Source organism: Micromonospora mangrovicola (genome assembly GCF_047200535.1).
Taxonomy (GTDB): Bacteria; Actinomycetota; Actinomycetes; order Mycobacteriales; family Micromonosporaceae; genus Micromonospora.
Genome location: NZ_JBJZOG010000023.1, coordinates 62,539 through 79,381, shown reverse-complemented (window position 1 = coordinate 79,381; position 16,843 = coordinate 62,539). Strand labels below are relative to the sequence as shown.

13 protein-coding genes, 1 pseudogene and 1 riboswitch are annotated in these 16,843 nt (G+C 73.0%); of the genes and pseudogenes, 10 read left to right on the top strand and 4 right to left on the bottom strand.

The annotated features are described in order from the left end of the window. Positions 1–1,097 (bottom strand): hypothetical protein (locus ACL02O_RS12415; RefSeq protein WP_412818172.1); only part of this gene is annotated, 1,097 nt, incomplete at its 3' end. Between the two features lie 375 nt (positions 1,098–1,472). Between ACL02O_RS12415 and ACL02O_RS12410 the strand changes: the two genes are divergently transcribed. From ACL02O_RS12410 to ACL02O_RS12400, 3 genes and pseudogenes are all read left to right on the top strand, one after another. Further along, the gene (locus ACL02O_RS12410) at positions 1,473–4,337 is read left to right on the top strand and encodes an alpha/beta fold hydrolase (RefSeq protein WP_412818171.1); all 2,865 of its coding nucleotides are present in this window, start codon (positions 1,473–1,475) and stop codon (positions 4,335–4,337) included. Further along, positions 4,337–5,224: an ABC transporter permease gene (locus tag ACL02O_RS12405; RefSeq protein ID WP_412818170.1), complete on the top strand. Its 888-nt coding sequence runs from the start codon at positions 4,337–4,339 to the stop codon at positions 5,222–5,224. The genes ACL02O_RS12410 and ACL02O_RS12405 overlap by 1 nt, the downstream gene beginning before the upstream one ends. A 104-nt stretch (positions 5,225–5,328) precedes the next feature. Next, positions 5,329–5,568: pseudogene (locus tag ACL02O_RS12400) on the top strand (DoxX family membrane protein); the annotation flags it as partial. 54 nt (positions 5,569–5,622) lie between these two features. Here ACL02O_RS12400 and ACL02O_RS12395 read toward each other — a convergent pair. Continuing rightward, positions 5,623–6,321 (bottom strand): hypothetical protein, encoded by a 699-nt coding sequence (locus tag ACL02O_RS12395; RefSeq protein WP_412818169.1) that lies wholly within the window; start codon positions 6,319–6,321, stop codon positions 5,623–5,625. 104 nt (positions 6,322–6,425) lie between these two features. Next, a complete protein-coding gene (locus ACL02O_RS12390) occupies positions 6,426–6,734 on the bottom strand; it encodes an ArsR/SmtB family transcription factor (RefSeq protein WP_412818168.1) in 309 nt (102 codons plus the stop codon). Positions 6,735–6,824: 90 nt separating this feature from the next. Between ACL02O_RS12390 and ACL02O_RS12385 the strand changes: the two genes are divergently transcribed. From ACL02O_RS12385 to paaN, 4 genes are all read left to right on the top strand, one after another. Beyond that, positions 6,825–7,790, top strand: coding sequence for a DMT family transporter (locus tag ACL02O_RS12385; protein ID WP_412818167.1), 966 nt, complete (start codon positions 6,825–6,827; stop codon positions 7,788–7,790). A 173-nt stretch (positions 7,791–7,963) separates the two neighbouring features. After that, positions 7,964–8,096: riboswitch (SAM riboswitch) on the top strand. Between the two features lie 12 nt (positions 8,097–8,108). Further along, positions 8,109–9,398 (top strand): threonine synthase, encoded by a 1,290-nt coding sequence (gene thrC, locus ACL02O_RS12380; protein ID WP_412818166.1) that lies wholly within the window; start codon positions 8,109–8,111, stop codon positions 9,396–9,398. Positions 9,399–9,673: 275 nt separating this feature from the next. Continuing rightward, a complete protein-coding gene (locus ACL02O_RS12375; RefSeq protein WP_412818165.1) occupies positions 9,674–10,693 on the top strand; it encodes a GNAT family N-acetyltransferase in 1,020 nt (339 codons plus the stop codon). Positions 10,694–10,746: 53 nt separating this feature from the next. Further along, positions 10,747–12,420 (top strand): phenylacetic acid degradation protein PaaN, encoded by a 1,674-nt coding sequence (paaN, locus tag ACL02O_RS12370; RefSeq protein ID WP_412818164.1) that lies wholly within the window; start codon positions 10,747–10,749, stop codon positions 12,418–12,420. Between the two features lie 129 nt (positions 12,421–12,549). Here the strand turns inward: paaN and ACL02O_RS12365 are convergent, their stop codons facing one another. Then, positions 12,550–13,080 (bottom strand): GNAT family N-acetyltransferase, encoded by a 531-nt coding sequence (locus tag ACL02O_RS12365; RefSeq protein WP_412818163.1) that lies wholly within the window; start codon positions 13,078–13,080, stop codon positions 12,550–12,552. Positions 13,081–13,301: 221 nt separating this feature from the next. Here ACL02O_RS12365 and ACL02O_RS12360 point away from each other — a divergent pair, with 221 nt between their 5' ends. From ACL02O_RS12360 to groL, 3 genes are all read left to right on the top strand, one after another. After that, positions 13,302–13,505, top strand: a complete 204-nt coding sequence (locus tag ACL02O_RS12360; RefSeq protein WP_013288855.1) for a cold-shock protein — start codon at positions 13,302–13,304, stop codon at positions 13,503–13,505. A 108-nt stretch (positions 13,506–13,613) separates the two neighbouring features. Beyond that, positions 13,614–14,939 carry a hypothetical protein gene (locus ACL02O_RS12355; RefSeq protein WP_412818162.1) on the top strand — a complete coding sequence of 442 codons (1,326 nt, stop codon included), beginning with the start codon at positions 13,614–13,616 and terminating at the stop codon, positions 14,937–14,939. A gap of 276 nt (positions 14,940–15,215) precedes the next feature. Next, on the top strand, positions 15,216–16,838 hold the full coding sequence (groL, locus tag ACL02O_RS12350) for a chaperonin GroEL (protein WP_412818161.1): 1,623 nt from the start codon (positions 15,216–15,218) through the stop codon (positions 16,836–16,838). The last annotated feature ends 5 nt before the right edge of the window (positions 16,839–16,843 follow it).

The following is a 16,843-nucleotide window of genomic DNA, read 5'->3' as shown; positions in this document are numbered from 1 at the left end:
GGCCCGCCCTGGCCCGGCCCGCCTGGGTCCGGCGCGGGCGCGTCGGAGCGTTGCGGCTCCACGGCGGCCCGGCGACGCGCCCGGCGCAGCGCGGCCAGCAGCGTCCCGGCCAGGAGGACGAGCAGCACCCCGGCCACCCCGACCGCGGCCTGCGCCAGCCGGCGATCCCGGTCGAGTTGGTGGAGCCGCGCCTTGAGCAGCGCGTCGAGCTGGTCGAGGATGACCGGCTGAAGCTGCTTGGCGGCCGTGTGGGCGGTGAGCCGGGCGGCGGTGAGCCGGCTCGGGTCGGCCGGCCCGCCTCCCGACCTCGGGTCCGGTGCCGAGAACGCGGCGAGCGCCTCGACGGACCGCTGGTAGGTGTCCAGCGGGGTGAGCACGGTGGAGCCCAGGTCGGTGCTCTCCGAGCTCTCCACCGCCGTCCGCAGGTCGGCGACCAGGTCGGTGGCGGGTGCCAGCGCGGTCATCCGGAGGCCGGCCAGCTCGGTGACGCTCTTCGCCCGGTCGGCGGCGGGCCGCCGGGCCGCCAGCGTGGCCAGGTCGGCGAGCCGGCCGGCGGCGACCATCGCTTCGGGCAGGTCACCGCCGACGGCGTCCTGCAGGAAGAACGAGTCCGACCGGGGGTCGCGGATCAGGCCCGAGCTCTCCCGTACCTTCCGGTGCAGGGCCAGCAGCAGGTCGTTGACCTCCCCGTACGCCTGGTAGGCCGCCTCGGGGTCGGTGAGCCCATGGTCCGGCACCGCCTCCAGTTTGGCCCGGAGCCCGCTCCAGCGGTCGTGGCTGCGCAGTTCGTCCCCGACGGCGCTGTCCACCTCGGCCGCCCGCTCGACCGCGCTGGCGAGCGCCGCCCGGGAGACCGGCCGCCCGGCGACCGCGTCGGACTGGGCCTCCACGAGCGCGTCGGTCACCGGGCCGAGCGCGCGCAGGTAGCGCACGCCGAGCCGTTCCCGGGCCGCCAGGTCGCGGTCGTTGCCGGTGTGCCGGTCGGTCTGCGCGAAGAGCAGCCCCAGCGGGGCCAGCAGCGCCAGCACGAGCAGCAGCGGCAGGGCACGGCCCGCCACGGAGGGCCGTCGACGGACCCGCGGCGCGGGGACGGTCATGGTCTGTCTCCTCCGGCGACGGCGGGTGACGCTCCGGTGGCCGGGGGTCGCCGTACGCGGTCCCGTTCACCGGACCGGAAAGTAGCCGACCTGCATGCGGGTGTGACCGCCGTCGCTGAGTCAGCTTCACGTCACTTCGGGTCGCGTCACGTCCCGCTGATCATGTCGACACGCAGCGTCCGCAGTGGCCGTCGGGATGCCCGGATCGACGGTGATTCGCGAGCGTGATGTGAATTCGCGGGATTCGAATTCATCCCGCTGAGCTGTCTCTGGACCTTCGGCGGTCGACGGAACCGCAGCGCCGAACGGTGCAACCGGACGGACGTACGGCGGATCTCAGGCGACGCTCAGCTTCCGGCCCGTACCGTGTGCCGCATGAGATCACCGCTGGCCGCCGCGCGGCGTGCCCTGGCCACCCGCCGCCGCCGGCTCGTCGCCGCGGTGGCGGTGGTGGTGCTGGTGGCCGCCGCCGTGGCCTGGGCGGCCCGCCCGCAGCGACCCGATTTCCGGACCGAGTCGGCCCTGGTGACCGTCCGCTCCGGACCGGACGGGAACCAGCCGGTCGACCTGGACACCACGCTCTACCTGCCCGGGGACGCCTCGTCCCGGCACCGGGTGCCGGCCGTGCTGCTGGCGCACGGCTTCGGCGGCACCAAGGAGTCGGTCCGCACCGACGCCGAGGACCTGGTCGCCCAGGGGTACGCGGTGCTCACCTGGACCGCCCGCGGGTTCGGCCGCAGCGGGGGCGAGATCCACCTGGACAGCCCGGACTACGAGGTGCGGGACGCCCAGCGGCTGCTCGACCGGCTCGCCGACCGCCCGGACATCCGGCTCGACGCCGCCGGTGACCCCCGGGTCGGCGTGGTCGGCGGCTCGTACGGCGGTGGCCTGGCGCTGCTGCTGGCCGCGCAGGACCGCCGGGTCGACGCGATCGTCCCGATGATCACCTGGAACGACCTGTCCCGGGCCTTCCTGCCGGAGAGCACCGGCAAGGCGCCCACCGAGGGCGTGTTCAAGAAGGGTTGGGCGGGCATCTTCTTCGGCGGCGGCGGGAACGCCGGCTCCGGCCCGTCCGGCGTCTCCGGCACCACGGCCGGGCAGCCCGGAGGCGCTCCCGCCTCGGCCGGCGCGCCCAGCCCGCGGCCCGGTGCCGGACCGGGCACCGGCTCGGGTCGGGCCCCGGGCGGGGCGGCCGACCCGGCCTGTGGCCGGTTCGCCGCCGACGTCTGCGCCGCGTACCTGCGGATCGCCACCACCGGCCGGGCCGACCAGGCGGCGGTGGACCTGCTCCGGCGCTCCTCCCCGGCCGGCGTGCTGGACCGGATCAAGTCGCCGACCCTGCTGGTGCAGGGGGAGGCGGACAGCCTCTTCCCGCTCACCGAGGCGGACGCCAACGCCCGCGGCATCGCCGCCGCCGGCACCCCGGTCCGGGTCGCCTGGTTCACCGGCGGCCACGACGGCGGCGAGGGGCCGACGTCCGACTCGGACCGGGTGAAGTTCCTGACCGCGCAGTGGCTCGACCACTACGTCAAGGGCGAGGGTGCGGTGCCCGGCCAGGGCTTCACCTTCTCCCGGATCGCCGGCTTCGACGCGCTCGACCGGGGCCTGGTGGCCACCGGCTACCGGACCACCGACTACCCGGGGGTGACCGGGCAGGGCCGCCGGGACGTCGCGCTGACCGGCATGGCACAGACCATCGCCAACCCGCCCAACGGGAACCCGGCGGCGATCTCCGCGGTGCCGTTCGCCGGGGCGCTCGGCTCGCTGCTGGACCGGGTGGCCGGCGACATCCCCGGCCAGCACGCCCGGTTCGAATCCGCCCCGCTGGCCCAGGCGGTCGACGTGGTCGGCGCGCCGACCGTACGGATCCGGGCGGCCTCGCCCACCGGCGAGGCGGTGCTCTTCGTCAAGCTCTACGACGTCGACCCGAAGGGCGCGGCCACCCTCCCGGACGGCCTGGTCGCCCCGGTCCGGCTGACCGGTCTGCCACGGACCGTCGACGCCGCCCAGCCGGTCACGGTGACCCTGCCGGCGATCGTCCGCCGGGTCGAGGCCGGGCACCGGCTGCGGGTCGTGGTCGCCACCTCCGACCAGGCGTACGCCACTCCGGCCGAGCCGACCGTCTACCAGGTGGCCCTGGGCGACGCGGCGTTGACGGTGCCCACCGTCGACGCCGAGCCGATCCCGACCTCGGCCGCGCTCTGGCGCTGGGTGCTGGTCGGCCTGCTCGCCGCGATCGCGGTCGGGCTGGTGGTGGTCGTCCTGGTCGTCCGCCGCCGGCACCGCCGCCAGGACACCTCCGTCCACCCGAGGTACGCGGACGTCCCGCTCGCCGTCCGCGAGTTGCGCAAGGAGTACGCGGACGGCTTCGTCGCGGTCTCCAACGTGGACTTCGAGGTGCACCCGGGCCAGGTGGTCGGCCTGCTCGGGCCGAACGGCGCCGGCAAGACCACCACGTTGCGGGTGCTGATGGGGCTGACCCAGCCGACCGCCGGGGAGATCTACGTGTTCGGCCACCGGCTGGTGCCCGGCTCGCCGGTGCTCTCCCGGATCGGCGCGCTGGTGGAGGGGCCCGGCTTCCTGCCGCACCTGTCGGGTCTGGACAACCTCAAGGCGTACTGGCGGGCGACCGGGCGGCCGTGGGCGGACGCGCACTTCGACGCGGCGCTGGAGATCGCCGGCCTGGGCTCGTCGGTGCACCGGCGGACGCGGAACTACAGCCACGGCATGCGGCAGCGGCTGGCCATCGCCCAGGCCATGCTCGGCCTGCCCGAGCTGCTGGTGCTCGACGAGCCGACGGACGGCCTGGACCCGCCGCAGATCGCCGAGATGCGCCGGGTGCTGCAGCGGTACGCCACGGACGGCCGGGCGGTGCTGGTCTCCAGCCACCTGCTGGCCGAGGTGGAGCAGACCTGCACCCACGCGGTGGTGGTGAACAAGGGGCGGATCGTCGCCTCGGGCCCGGTCGAGGAGATCGTCGGCGAGTCGCCGAGCGTGCTGTTCGAGGTGAGCGATCCGGACGCCGCCCGGACCGTGCTCGACCGGCTCGGCGGCGTACGGGTGCTGCCCGACGGCGACGGCGGCCTGGTCGTGGACACCAACGGCACGGCCCGCAGCGAGGTGGTGGCCGAGCTGGTCCGGGCCGGCATCGGGGTGGACCGGGTGGTGCCCCGGCGCCGCCTGGAGGACGCGTTCCTCGCCCTGGTGGGCGAGAACTCTCGGGGAAGTGGGGACCGGTGATGGCGGGGTCGACCTCGGTGGGCACGGTGGACCGGGCGGGTGCGGCGGCGGGTTACCGGCCGTCCGCCACGCTGCCCTTCCTGGCCGAGTTCCGCCGGCAGGCGTCCCGGCGGCGTACCCAGCTCACGCTGGGCTTCATGGTGCTGCTGCCGCTGATCATCCTGGTCGCGTTCGAGTTCAACTCCGGCAACGCGGACCGGAACCGGAACAACGAGTTCGGCAGCCTGGTGGACCTGGCCACCGGGGGCGGGTTGAACTTCACCCTGTTCTCGCTCTTCGTGTCCTCGTCCTTCCTGCTGGTCGTGGTGGTGGCGCTGTTCTGCGGGGACACGGTGGCGAGCGAGGCGAGCTGGGGCAGCCTGCGTTACCTGCTGGCGATCCCGGTGCCCCGGGCCCGGCTGCTGGCGGTGAAGCTGCTGGTCGCGCTCGCGTACTCGGCGCTGGCCCTGCTGCTGCTCTTCGGCACCGCGCTGCTGGCCGGCACCCTCCGGTACGGCTGGTCCCCGCTGCGCAGTCAGGTCGCCGCCGAGTTGGCTCCGGCCGACGGCCTGCTGCGCCTGTTCGCGGTGCTCGGCTACCTGGCGGTCGTCCTGCTGGTGGTGGCCGGCCTGGCGTTCCTGCTCTCGGTGACCACGGACGCGGCGCTCGGCGCGGTCGGCGGGGCGGTGCTGCTCTGGATCCTGTCCAGCATCCTGGACCAGATCACCGCGCTGGGTGGGCTGCGCGCGCTGCTGCCCACCCACTACGGCAGCGCCTGGCTGGGGCTGTTGTCCACCCCGGCGCAGACCGACGACGTGGTACGTGGGGCCGTCTCGGCGATCTGCTACGCCACCCTGTTCTGGAGCCTCGCGTTCTGGCGGTTCACCCGGAAGGATGTCACCAGCTGACCGGTCCGAGCCGTTGGGAGCGTTCCCAGCGGGAAGGAAATCCTTCAAGCCTGTAGATACGTGGCTCATCCTGCATCCATCCGCAACCCTCGATGGAGGTCTCGATGAACCCCGCTCGCCTGCACGGCCCCGTCCTGTCCCTGTTCCGCACGGTGACGGGGCTGCTCTTCCTCTGCCACGGCCTGGCGTCGGTCTTCGGTGTCCTGGGTGGCAACCGGGGCAGCGGGCACCCGATCCCGGCCGGTGAGTGGCCGGCCTGGTGGGCAGCGCTGATCCAGCTGGTCTGCGGGGCGCTGTTGCTCGCCGGGCTGCTCACCCGGCCCGCCGCGCTCCTCGCCTCCGGTCGGGCACCGGCCGCGCGGGCGGGCAGGGGGGAGGGGCGCCGTCGGGTCCTCTGGTCAGGGGGTGTACGGCGCGTCGGTGTGCCTGACCTCGGTGACCGTGGTGCCGGACAGCTGGTAGACGCTGGTGCGCCTGATGTCCAGTTCGGCCATGGTCCTGCCGTCCGAGCGGGTGAGCCAGACCACGGTGGCCCGCTGGCCCGAGACGCTGATCGAGGTGACCGGGTTCCGGTCGCCCAGGTCGACCAGGCTGCGGTAGGCCGGCTTGCCGGCCGAGTTGTGCCAGAAGGCGACGCTCCAGAACTGCCCGGTCCCACCGGCGCGCAGCAGCACTGTGCCGACCGCGTCGGCCGCGCCGTCGCCGTCCAGGTCGCCGATGCCGCACGGCTTCTGCAGCTCGACGGTGGCCCCGTCCTCGCCGCTCCAGCCGCCGTCGAGCAGCGGGATGTAGTCCGGGTAGCCGTTGAACGGCACCTTCGCGCTGCCCAGCTGCGCCCCGGCGAGCTGCTTGCAGGTGAGCGCCGGCACCTTGGGCGGGGCCGGCTCGGCGGCGACGACCGGCTTCGTCGTCGGGGCGGTGCTCGGGACGGCGCTGGGGGTGACCGCGGCGGGTGCCGACGCGGCCGGGGCGGTCGGGGCCTCGGCCGACGAGGTGACCGTGCTGGTCGCGGTGGAGATCGCGCCGGAGTCACCCCCGCAGGCGGTCAGGAAACCGAGCAGGGCGACGGCGGCGAGGCTCGGCAGGGTCCGGCGCATGGGCGGGCGGGTCCTCTCGGGGAAGGTGCCCGCACGGTACTGGGCCCACGCCACCCCGGATCATCGGCCGCCCGGCCGCCCGTCGCCGCTGCCGCCGGACGGGCTCAGGACGGGGCGCGAGTGGTGAGGACCGCGTCGAGCAGCCCCGGGTAGAGGCGGTCCAGTTCGTCCCGGCGCAGCCGGACGTACCGGCTGGTGCCGGCGACCCGGGTGCGGGTCAGACCGGCCTCGCGCAGCACCTTGAGGTGGTGGCTGCGGGTCGCCTTGGACACGCCGAACTCGAAGGTGCCGCAGGCGTACTCGCCGCCGCCCTCGGCGAGGGCTCGGACGATCTGCAGCCGTACGTCGTCGGCCAGGGCCGCCAGCACAGCGGTGACCGGTACGTCCCGCAGCTCGGGTTCGTGCAGCTCCATGTGACCAGGGTAACCCATGTTCGACATTCGTCGAACAACCTCCTATGGTCGATGTCGTTGGTTCGACGATACTCGAACATAGGAGCTGTGATGCGCTCTCGTCATGCCGCCTTCCCGCTCTTCGCCGTGCTGAGCTGGGGCGTCATGTTCCCGGTCCTGGCCAGCGCGCTCACCCGGGTGGACGCGCTCAACCTGACCGCCGCCCGGTACGTGCTCGCCACGGCCGTGCTGCTCGCCCTGCTGCTGGCCCGGGAGGGGCTGGCCGCCTTCCGGGCCCTGGGACGCGCGACCGAGGTGGTGCTGCTCGGCGTGGGCGGCTTCGCCGGCTTCAACGTGCTCACCAACCTCGCCCTCGGGCACGCCGCGCCGCAGCAGATCGCCCTCTTCGCCGCCACCACGCCGCTGGTCACCCAGTTCGTCCGGTGGGTCCGGGACGGCGTACGGCCCCGGCCGGCGTTGCTCGGCATGTCGCTTGTCGCGCTGGTCGGCGTGGCCCTGGTGATCACCCGGGGCCGGCTGGACGGGCTGGGCCAGTTCGGGGTCGGCGGACTGCTCATGATCGGCGCGGTGCTCGCCTGGGCGATCTACACCCACGGCGCGAGCCGTTTCCCCGAGTACTCGCCGCTGCGCTACACCACGCTCACCTCCGTCGCCGGCATGCTCGCGATGCTCGCCGCCAGCGCCGTCGCCGACCTCACCGGACTCCAGCACGCGCCGGCCGCTGCGGACCTCGTCGCGGTCGCCCCGCAGCTGGCGTACGCGGTGATCGTCGCCGGGGTGCTCGCGGTCCTGTCCTGGAACACCGGGGTACGCCGGCTCGGCCCGGCCGACGCCGCACTCTTCATGAACCTGGTCCCGGTGACCACGTTCCTGGTGCAGACCCTGCGTGGCTACCGGCCCGGTGCGGTGGAGCTGGCCGGCGCGGCGCTGACCATCGCCGCGCTGGTCGTCGCGAACCTCGCCACCCGCCCCCGCAAGCCCGCCACCACCTCCGCCCCGGCAGCCGTGGTCGACCACCCCGCGGTGACCGAGCCCGTCGCCCTCCTCACCCGCTGATCCCCTCGGCGGGACGCTGATTCACGGAAAGAGTGGCCATCCGACGCCGGATGGCCACTCTTTCCGTGAATTTGCGCGGATTTCGGGGGTGGGGTGGGCGGGGTGGCTCACAGCGTGGGAATCGCCGGGGACAGCCGCGTGGACTGTGCATAGACTCGGCGGCACAACTGCATACCTCATCCAGAGGGGCTGAGGGATACGGCCCGATGACGCCCCGGCAACCACCCGCGCGCTCGACGACGAGCGACGGCGGGCAGGTGCCAATTCCGTCCCCGCCGCACGAGGCGATGCGGGGAAAGATGAGAGGAACTCCTCGACATGACGTCGACGCTTCCCGCCACGTCCGGCATCGACACCACCCTCAGCCCGGCCCGCGCACTGATCTGTCGCGCCTGTTCCGCGCGCTACCCGCTCGCCGCCCAGCACGCCTGCTACGAGTGTTTCGGCCCGCTGGAGGTCGACTACGACGCCGCGGCTCTGGCCGCCGTCACCCGGGAGCAGATCGAGGCGGGCCCGAAGAACCTCTGGCGGTACGCGGCCCTGCTCCCCGCCGGCCAGGCCCCGGCCACCCGGGTGACCCTCGACCCGGGGCTGACCCCGCTGGTCGCGGCCCCGAACCTCGGCGCCGAGCTGGGCTTCACCGCCCCGCTCTGGGTCAAGGACGACAGCGCCAACCCGACCCACTCGTTCAAGGACCGGGTCGTGTCGGTGGCGCTGACCGCCGCCCGCGCCCTCGGCTTCCGTCGCTACGCCTGCGCCTCCACCGGCAACCTGGCCAACTCGGTGGCCGCCCACGCGGCCCGGGTCGGGGTGCCCTCGGTGGTCTTCATCCCCAGCGACCTGGAGCAGGGCAAGGTGGTCACCACCGCCGTCTACGGCGGTGACCTGGTCGCCATCGACGGCTCGTACGACGACGTGAACCGGCTCTGCGGCGAGCTGGTGGAGACCGACGAGTTCGAGGACACCGCCTTCGTCAACGTCAACGTCCGGCCCTACTACGCGGAGGGCTCCAAGACCCTCGGCTACGAGGTGGCCGAGCAGCTCGGCTGGCGGATCCCGGCCCAGGTGGTCATCCCGATGGCCAGCGGCGAACTGCTCACGAAGATCGACAAGGCGTTCGCCGAGCTGGTCGAGATCGGTCTGGTCGAGGCGCCGGCCGGCGGCTGGAAGGTGTTCGGCGCGCAGTCCGCCGGCTGCAACCCGATCGCCGCTGCGCTGCACGCCGACCGCGACACCATCAACCCGGTCAAGCCGACCGGCATCGCCAAGTCGCTGAACATCGGCGACCCCGCCGCCGGCCTCTACGCCTTGGAGGCGGTGCGCCGCACCGGCGGCTGGATGGAGTACGCCGACGACGACGAGATCCGCGCCGGTATCCGGCTGCTCGCCCGGACCACCGGCGTCTTCGCCGAGACCGCCGGCGGTGTCACCGTCGCGGTGCTCGGCAAGCTGGTCGAGTCGGGCCGGCTCGACCCGGCGGCGGAGACGGTCGTCTTCAACACCGGCGAGGGCCTGAAGACTCTCGACGCGGTCGCGACCGAGGTCGGTCCCACCCACCGCATCCGGCCCTCCCTCCGCGCGGCCCGCGACGCCGGCCTGCTCGGCTGAGCGGGGGACGGTGGATCGCCCGAGCGGGGGATCGGGGGGATCCGGTGGGTAACTGGCGATTTGCTGTGAGTGTGGAAAACCCGCCGGCAAGGACTTGACGGCAGGAACCGGACAGCGCAAGATGCTCGGTGCGGGAGGGCATCCGCCGGAGGCTTTTCAAGTTCTTGCGACCCAACGCCGGAGGCGTTGTGCGGACGTCCCTCCCGACCAACGTCCGAGGGGGCCGGCGGGAAAACCGCTGGCCCCCTCGCTGTACGTGTCGCAGGCTGACCCGCATGGGCATCTCCGTCACTCCGCTCGACGCGAACGATCAGCCGACCCGCGACGCGGTGTACCGGATCGCGATGGCGGCCCAGGCCGTGGACGAACCCGACCTACCCCCGCTGTGCCGGCGGCGGTTCGAGGCGCCGCTGTGGCATCCGATGCCCGGCATCGACCCCCGCTGGGTGGTGGCCCGCCTCGACGGGGCGCCCGTCGGCTGGCTCCGCCTCTACCTGCACATCCTGGACAACACCGAGAACGCCAGCGTCGACCTGGTGGTGGACCCGGCGTACCGGCGGCGCGGGGTGGGGCGGGCGCTGCACGAGCACGGCGTGCGGCTGCTGCGGGAGCACGGCGGAAAACGGCTGGTCGGCCCGACCGTCACCGCGCTGCCGGGGGAGAAGGGCCGGGAACTGCCCGGGGCGGCGTTCGCGGCTGCGGTCGGGGCGCGCCCGGCGCTCTCCGACGTCCGCCGCCGGCTGGACGTGACCGCGCTCGACCGGTCCCGGCTGGCCGCCCTGCTGGCCGAGGCGCGAGCGGCCGCCGCTGGCTACCGCACGATCCGCTGGGGCGACCACGCCCCCGAGGAGTACGTCGCGGACGTCGCCCACCTGGAGGGCCGACTGCTGCTCGACGCCCCGATGGGTGAACTGGCGTGGGAGCAGGAGAGGATGGACGCGGAGCGGGCCCGGGCGGCGGAGCGGGCGCTGGACGCCCGGGGCGTCCGCCGACACAACGTCGGCGCGGTGCACGAGGCGTCCGGCCGGCTGGTCGCCTGGAGCCAGCTCAGCCTCGACGCCACCACCACCTGGCACGCCTGGCAGCAGATCACCATCGTCGACCCGGCGCACCGCGGCCACCGGCTCGGCCTGCTCGTCAAGGTCGAGAACCTGGAGCACGCCCTGGCCCACGAGCCGGGGCTCCGGGTGATCGACACCTACAACGCGGCGGCCAACGCGCACATGATCGCGATCAACGAGCAGCTCGGTTTCCGCCCGGCGGCCGGCTCGACGGACTGGCAGCTGACGATCTGAAGTTGTGACAGGCCACTACTGATCTGGTGGCTTCCTGTTGCATGATGGCGGGCATGACGGAGACCCCGCACCCCCTGTACGACAGGCACGCCGACACCCTCAACCGGGCGCTGACCGCGATCACGGAGCGCGGGTACTGGTCCGCCTACCCCGAGTCGCCCAGCCCCCGGGTGTACGGCGAGACCGCCGCCGCCGACGGCAAGGCCGCCTTCGAGGCGTACCTGAACGCCGACTTCCCGCTCGACCAGGCGGGTGGCGGCGGGACCGTCGCCACCGAGGTCAGCCCGTTCGGGGTGGGGCTGGACGTGCGCTACCCGCACGCCGGCGCCGACCAGCTGGTGGCCGCCGCCACCGCCGCCCTGCCCGCCTGGCGCGACGCCGGCCCGCAGGCCCGGGTGGGCGTCTGCCTGGAGATCCTCGACCGGCTGCACAAGAACGTCTTCGAGCTGGCCAACGCGGTGCAGTTCACCAGCGGTCAGGCGTTCGTGATGGCCTTCCAGGCCGGCGGCGCGCACGCGCTCGACCGGGCTCTGGAGGCGATCGCCTACGCGTACGCCGAGATGACCCGCCACCCGGGGACCGCCGGCTGGGAGAAGGCCGCCGGCAAGGGCGACCCGCTGCGGATGAGCAAGACGTTCCACGTGGTGCCCCGCGGTGTGGCCCTGGTGATCGGCTGCAACACGTTCCCGACCTGGAACTCCTACCCGGGACTCTTCGCTTCGCTGGTCACCGGCAACCCGGTGATCGTCAAGCCGCACCCGCGCGCGGTGCTGCCCCTCGCGATCACCGTGAAGTACGCCCGCCAGGTGCTCGCCGAGGCGGGCTTCGACCCGAACCTGGTGCAGCTCGCCCCCGAGGCGGCCGGCGAGAAGCTCGCCTCGACCCTGGCCCTGCACCCGGCCGTCAAGATCGTCGACTTCACCGGCTCCACCGAGTACGGCGACTGGCTGGAGGCCAACGCCCGGCAGGCCGCCGTCTACACCGAGAAGGCCGGCCTGAACACGGTCGTGATCGACTCCACCGACGACTTCGTCGGCCTCTGCCGCAACCTGGGCTTCACCCTCACCCTGTACAGCGGGCAGATGTGCACCACCTCGCAGAACCTGCTCATCCCCCGGGACGGCATCTCCACCGACCAGGGGCACAAGAGCTTCGACGAGGTGGCCGCCGGTATCGCCGCGGCGGTCGGCAAGCTCACCGCCGACCCGGCCCGGGGCGTCGAGCTGACCGGCGCGATCGTCAACGACGGCGTGCTGGAGCGGCTGGAGGAGGTGACCAAGGTCGGCGAGCCGGTGCTGGAGTCGCGGACCGTCGAGCACCCGTCCTTCCCGGGCGCGGTGGTGCGTACCCCGAGCATCGTGAAGCTGGACGCCGCCGACACCGCGACCTACTCGCGGGAGTGGTTCGGGCCGATCTCGTTCGCCATCGCCACCGATTCGACCGAGCACAGCCTGCGCATCCTGCGCGAGACGGTGGGGGAGAAGGGCGCGCTCACCGCGGCGGTCTACTCCACCGACGAGGCGGTGCTCGACGCGGCCGAGGCGGCGGCGATCGACGCCGGCGTGCACCTGTCCTGCAACCTCACCGGCGGGGTGTTCGTCAACCAGTCGGCGGCGTTCTCCGACTTCCACGGCTCCGGGGCGAACCCGGCGGCGAACTCGGCGCTGACCGACGGGGCGTACGTGTCCAACCGGTTCCGGATCGTGCAGAGCCGCCGGCACGTCTGAATTGCTTTCTCGGGTTTCCGGGGCCGGCCACCTCGCTCCGGGCGGTCAGGCTTGATCCCTGCGCGAGGCGGCCTGCCCCGGAAACCCGTCCGGTCGGGCCTGGTCGCGCAGGCTCGGGCCGCCGGGGTGTCAGGCGGGGCGGCGCATCTGGAGTTCGGTGAGGGCGGGGATCCGGGGGTGCGGGACGCGGACGCCGGTGTCGATGAAGCCCAGCTTCTGGTAGGCCCGGTAAGCGCGGTCGTTGCCGACCACCACCTCCATCAACAGGTCGGGCCGGCCGCACGCCCGTGACCAGGCGGCCACCCGGTCCACCAGCGCGCCGAGCAGTCCGCTGCCGCGCCAGGCCGGGGTGAGGTAGACGGCGTGGATGACGGTCAGCCCCGGTTCGTCCGGGGCGGCGACGCCGCCGGCGTGTCCGACGAAGCGGCCACCCGGATCGGCGATGAACTGGGCGCTCCTGTTGCCCTGGGAGACGGCGGTGATCCGGGACGCGAACTCGGCGTGCGGGCGGGCGGCGGCCTCCGCCACGGTCTCCAGGAACGCCAGGGGCGAATCGGCGAGCATCTCCAGCCGGAGCGCCCGCATCCGGGCGGCGTCCTCCCGACGGATCCGGCGGACGGTCGCGGTACCGACCGCGGTCATCGTGGGCGCGCTGGTCATGTTGCATGAATACCGGAGCGTCCGCGGGTGGCATCCGGCCGGGCCCGATGCTGGCCGAAATATGCCCGATTTGTGGTCGTGCGGTGTCGTCACGCTTCGTGTAGCGTGCGATTTCGGTCACCGATTCAGCGGCCGTCGCCGATCGCCGAAACGGTGGTCCGCCGGTGCCGGTTCGCCGGCTTCCGGGTTGTGGTACGCCGCGCAGAGTGAGGAAGTGCACCGTGGCACAGGGCACCGTCAAGTGGTTCAACGCCGAAAAGGGCTACGGCTTCATCGCCGTCGACGGCGGGCAGGACGTCTTCGTCCACTTCTCCGCGATCGAAATGGACGGCTACAAGGCGCTGGACGACGGCCAGCGGGTCGAGTTCGAGATCGCCCAGGGCCAGAAGGGTCCGCAGGCCGAGCGGGTCCGCGTCATCGCCTGATCCCCTCGCCGCTCCTCGGCGGCTTTCGACCCCGATCAGGGGCTGCGGTGCGGGCGCGCACCAGGGAAGATCGTGAGCCGTTCCAGCCATCGCCGCTGAGGAGGGTTCATGTCCGACCAGCCCCCGTCGGGCCCCATCGAGCCGGTGCCCCCGGCGTCGTCCGGTTACCCGGTCGACCCGACCCCGTCGACACCGCCGGCCGCCGCGCCGGCCCCAGCGGGGCATGCGGACCACCGCGTCACGTCCGGAGAGTTCACCCCGACGGTTCCGGCGTGGCCGGGGCAGCCCGGCTGGCCGGCCGTGCCGGCGCAGCCCGGCGATCCGACCCTGCCCGGCCCGCCCGGGTTCGCCGCGCCTGGTCAGCCCGGTCCCGGCCGGTCGGACTCCACCATCCCGGGTCAGCCCGCGCCGGTCGGGCCGGGGTTCGTCGCGCCGGGTCAAGCGGGGTATCCGACCGCGCCGGGCGGGCAGCCCTGGGGGGCCTACCCGGGTGATCCGGCGGGGCAGCCGCACGGCTGGTCGTGGCCGGCCCCGGTCGCTCCGATGCCCGGCGGGGCGTACCCCGGGCAGCCCTACGGCTGGTACCCGGGGGGCGACCCGAATGACCCGCTGGTCCCGCCCCCGCACGCGGGGTTCGGCGGCTGGTTCGCCCGGTGCGCCGGTGTGCTGCGCCGCGACTGGCGGCAGCTGCTGCCGATCATGCTGCTCACCCAGGGGTTGCCGGCGGCGGTCATCGCGATCCTCTCGGTCGGCCTCGCTCCGACCGGTCAGCCCGTCGCCGGGCCGCAGGGCACCCTCGTCCTGCCGGACGGGTACTTCGGCGACGTGTTCGCCCTCTACGGGGCGATGCTGCTCGCCGCCCTGATCTTCGGCCCGCTCCAGGCCGCCGGTTGGGCCGCCGGCACCTGGCTGGTCACCCGGCAGGCGGCCGGCGAGCCGGCCACCGTCGGGTCCGCCTTCCGGTACGGGTGGCGCCGGGCCGTGGGCCTCTGGGGTTGGACCCTCCTCGCCTCGCTGCTGATCATGGTGGGTTCCTGCGCCTGCGTGCTCCCCGGGATCTACGTGATCTTCGCGGCGGCCCTGTTCGGCCCGGTCTACCTCTTCGAGCGGCAGGACCCGATGGGGCGCTCGTTCGGGATCTTCCACAAGCGGTTCGGGGCGGTGCTGGGGCGGGTCTCGCTGGTGTTGGCCGCGCTCCTCGTCGTGGGTCTGGCCAACGCCGTGCTGAGCGCGCTCGGCCAGCTGGGGTACGGCGTGGACCCGATGTCCGCCCCGGGCACCGCCGTGGGCGCCGTGCTGGTGGCGGTGGCGGGCGCGGTGCTGGCCGTCCCGGCCTACCTGGTGCAACTCGTCGGGCTGCTCGTCACGTACACCGAGCAGCGTGCCCACGAAGGTCCCGTGAACGCCGCCCGACTCGCTGCGGAACTCGGCTGAGCGGGGGCATCGTGCTTGCACTCGGCTAGGGAGAGTGCTAAACAGGTCATTGGCACTCGCATGCGGTGAGTGCCAATGGTCGGGGCGGTAGGGCCACGGCCGCGCCCGGCGTCTCGATGGCGTCGGAGCGGCACGGGGCCGGTCGTCGCGGGCTGTCCGGCCCGACCGAGGAGACGTCGTCGTCGCCAGGTGGCGACGTCCCCAAGGTGCGTACACCAGGCGGCCCATCCGGGGAATCCCCGGTTGGCCCGTGAGTGTCCAGGAGGACAACGCCGTATGGCCAAGATGATCGCGTTCGACGAAGAGGCGCGCCGCGGCCTCGAGCGGGGCATGAACCAGCTCGCCGACGCCGTGAAGGTGACGCTCGGCCCCAAGGGCCGCAACGTCGTGCTCGAGAAGAAGTGGGGTGCCCCCACCATCACCAACGATGGTGTGAGCATCGCCAAGGAGATCGAGCTCGAGGACCCGTACGAGAAGATCGGCGCCGAGCTGGTCAAGGAGGTCGCGAAGAAGACCGACGACGTCGCCGGTGACGGCACGACGACGGCGACCGTCCTGGCCCAGGCCCTGGTCCGGGAGGGCCTGCGCAACGTGGCCGCCGGTGCCAACCCGATGGCCCTGAAGCGGGGCATCGAGGCCGCCGTGGCCAACGTCTCGGAGGAGCTGCTGAAGCTCGCCAAGGACGTGGAGACCAAGGAGCAGATCGCCTCCACCGCCTCCATCTCCGCCGCAGACCCGAGCGTCGGCGAGATCATCGCCGAGGCGATGGACAAGGTGGGCAAGGAAGGCGTCATCACCGTCGAGGAGAGCAACACCTTCGGCCTGGAGCTGGAGCTCACCGAGGGTATGCGCTTCGACAAGGGCTACGTCTCCGCCTACTTCATGACCGACCCGGAGCGTATGGAGGCCGTCTTCGACGACCCCTACATCCTGATCGTCAACAGCAAGATCTCCTCGGTGAAGGACCTGCTCCCGATCCTGGAGAAGGTCATGCAGTCGGGCAAGCCGCTGCTGATCATCGCCGAGGACATCGAGGGTGAGGCCCTGGCGACCCTGGTGGTCAACAAGGTCCGCGGCACCTTCAAGTCGGTCGCCGTCAAGGCGCCGGGCTTCGGTGACCGTCGCAAGGCCATGCTGGCCGACATCGCCATCCTCACCGGCGGCCAGGTCATCAGCGAGGAGGTCGGCCTCAAGCTGGACGCCGTCGGCCTCGACATGCTGGGCCGCGCCCGCAAGGTCGTGGTGACCAAGGACGAGACCACCGTCGTCGACGGTGCCGGCGACGCCGAGCAGATCCAGGGTCGGGTCAACCAGATCCGGGCCGAGATCGAGAAGAGCGACTCCGACTACGACCGCGAGAAGCTGCAGGAGCGGCTGGCCAAGCTGGCCGGTGGCGTTGCGGTGATCAAGGTCGGCGCGGCCACCGAGGTCGAGCTCAAGGAGCGCAAGCACCGCATCGAGGACGCCGTCCGCAACGCGAAGGCCGCCGTCGAGGAGGGCATCGTCCCGGGTGGTGGCGTCGCGCTGGTGCAGGCCGGCAAGACCGCCTTCGACAAGCTGGACCTGGCCGGTGACGAGGCGACCGGCGCGCAGATCGTCAAGATCGCGCTGGACGCCCCGCTGCGGCAGATCGCCGTCAACGCCGGCCTGGAGGGTGGCGTCGTCGTCGAGCACGTCCGCAACCTCGACCCGGGTCACGGCCTCAACGCCGCGACCGGCGAGTACGTGGACCTGCTGGCCGCGGGCATCATCGACCCGGCCAAGGTGACCCGCTCCGCGCTGCAGAACGCCGCCTCGATCGCGGCGCTCTTCCTCACCACCGAGGCCGTCGTGGCGGACAAGCCGGAGAAGACCCCGGCTGCCCCGGCTGGCCCGGGCGGCGGGGACATGGACTTCTGAGTCCA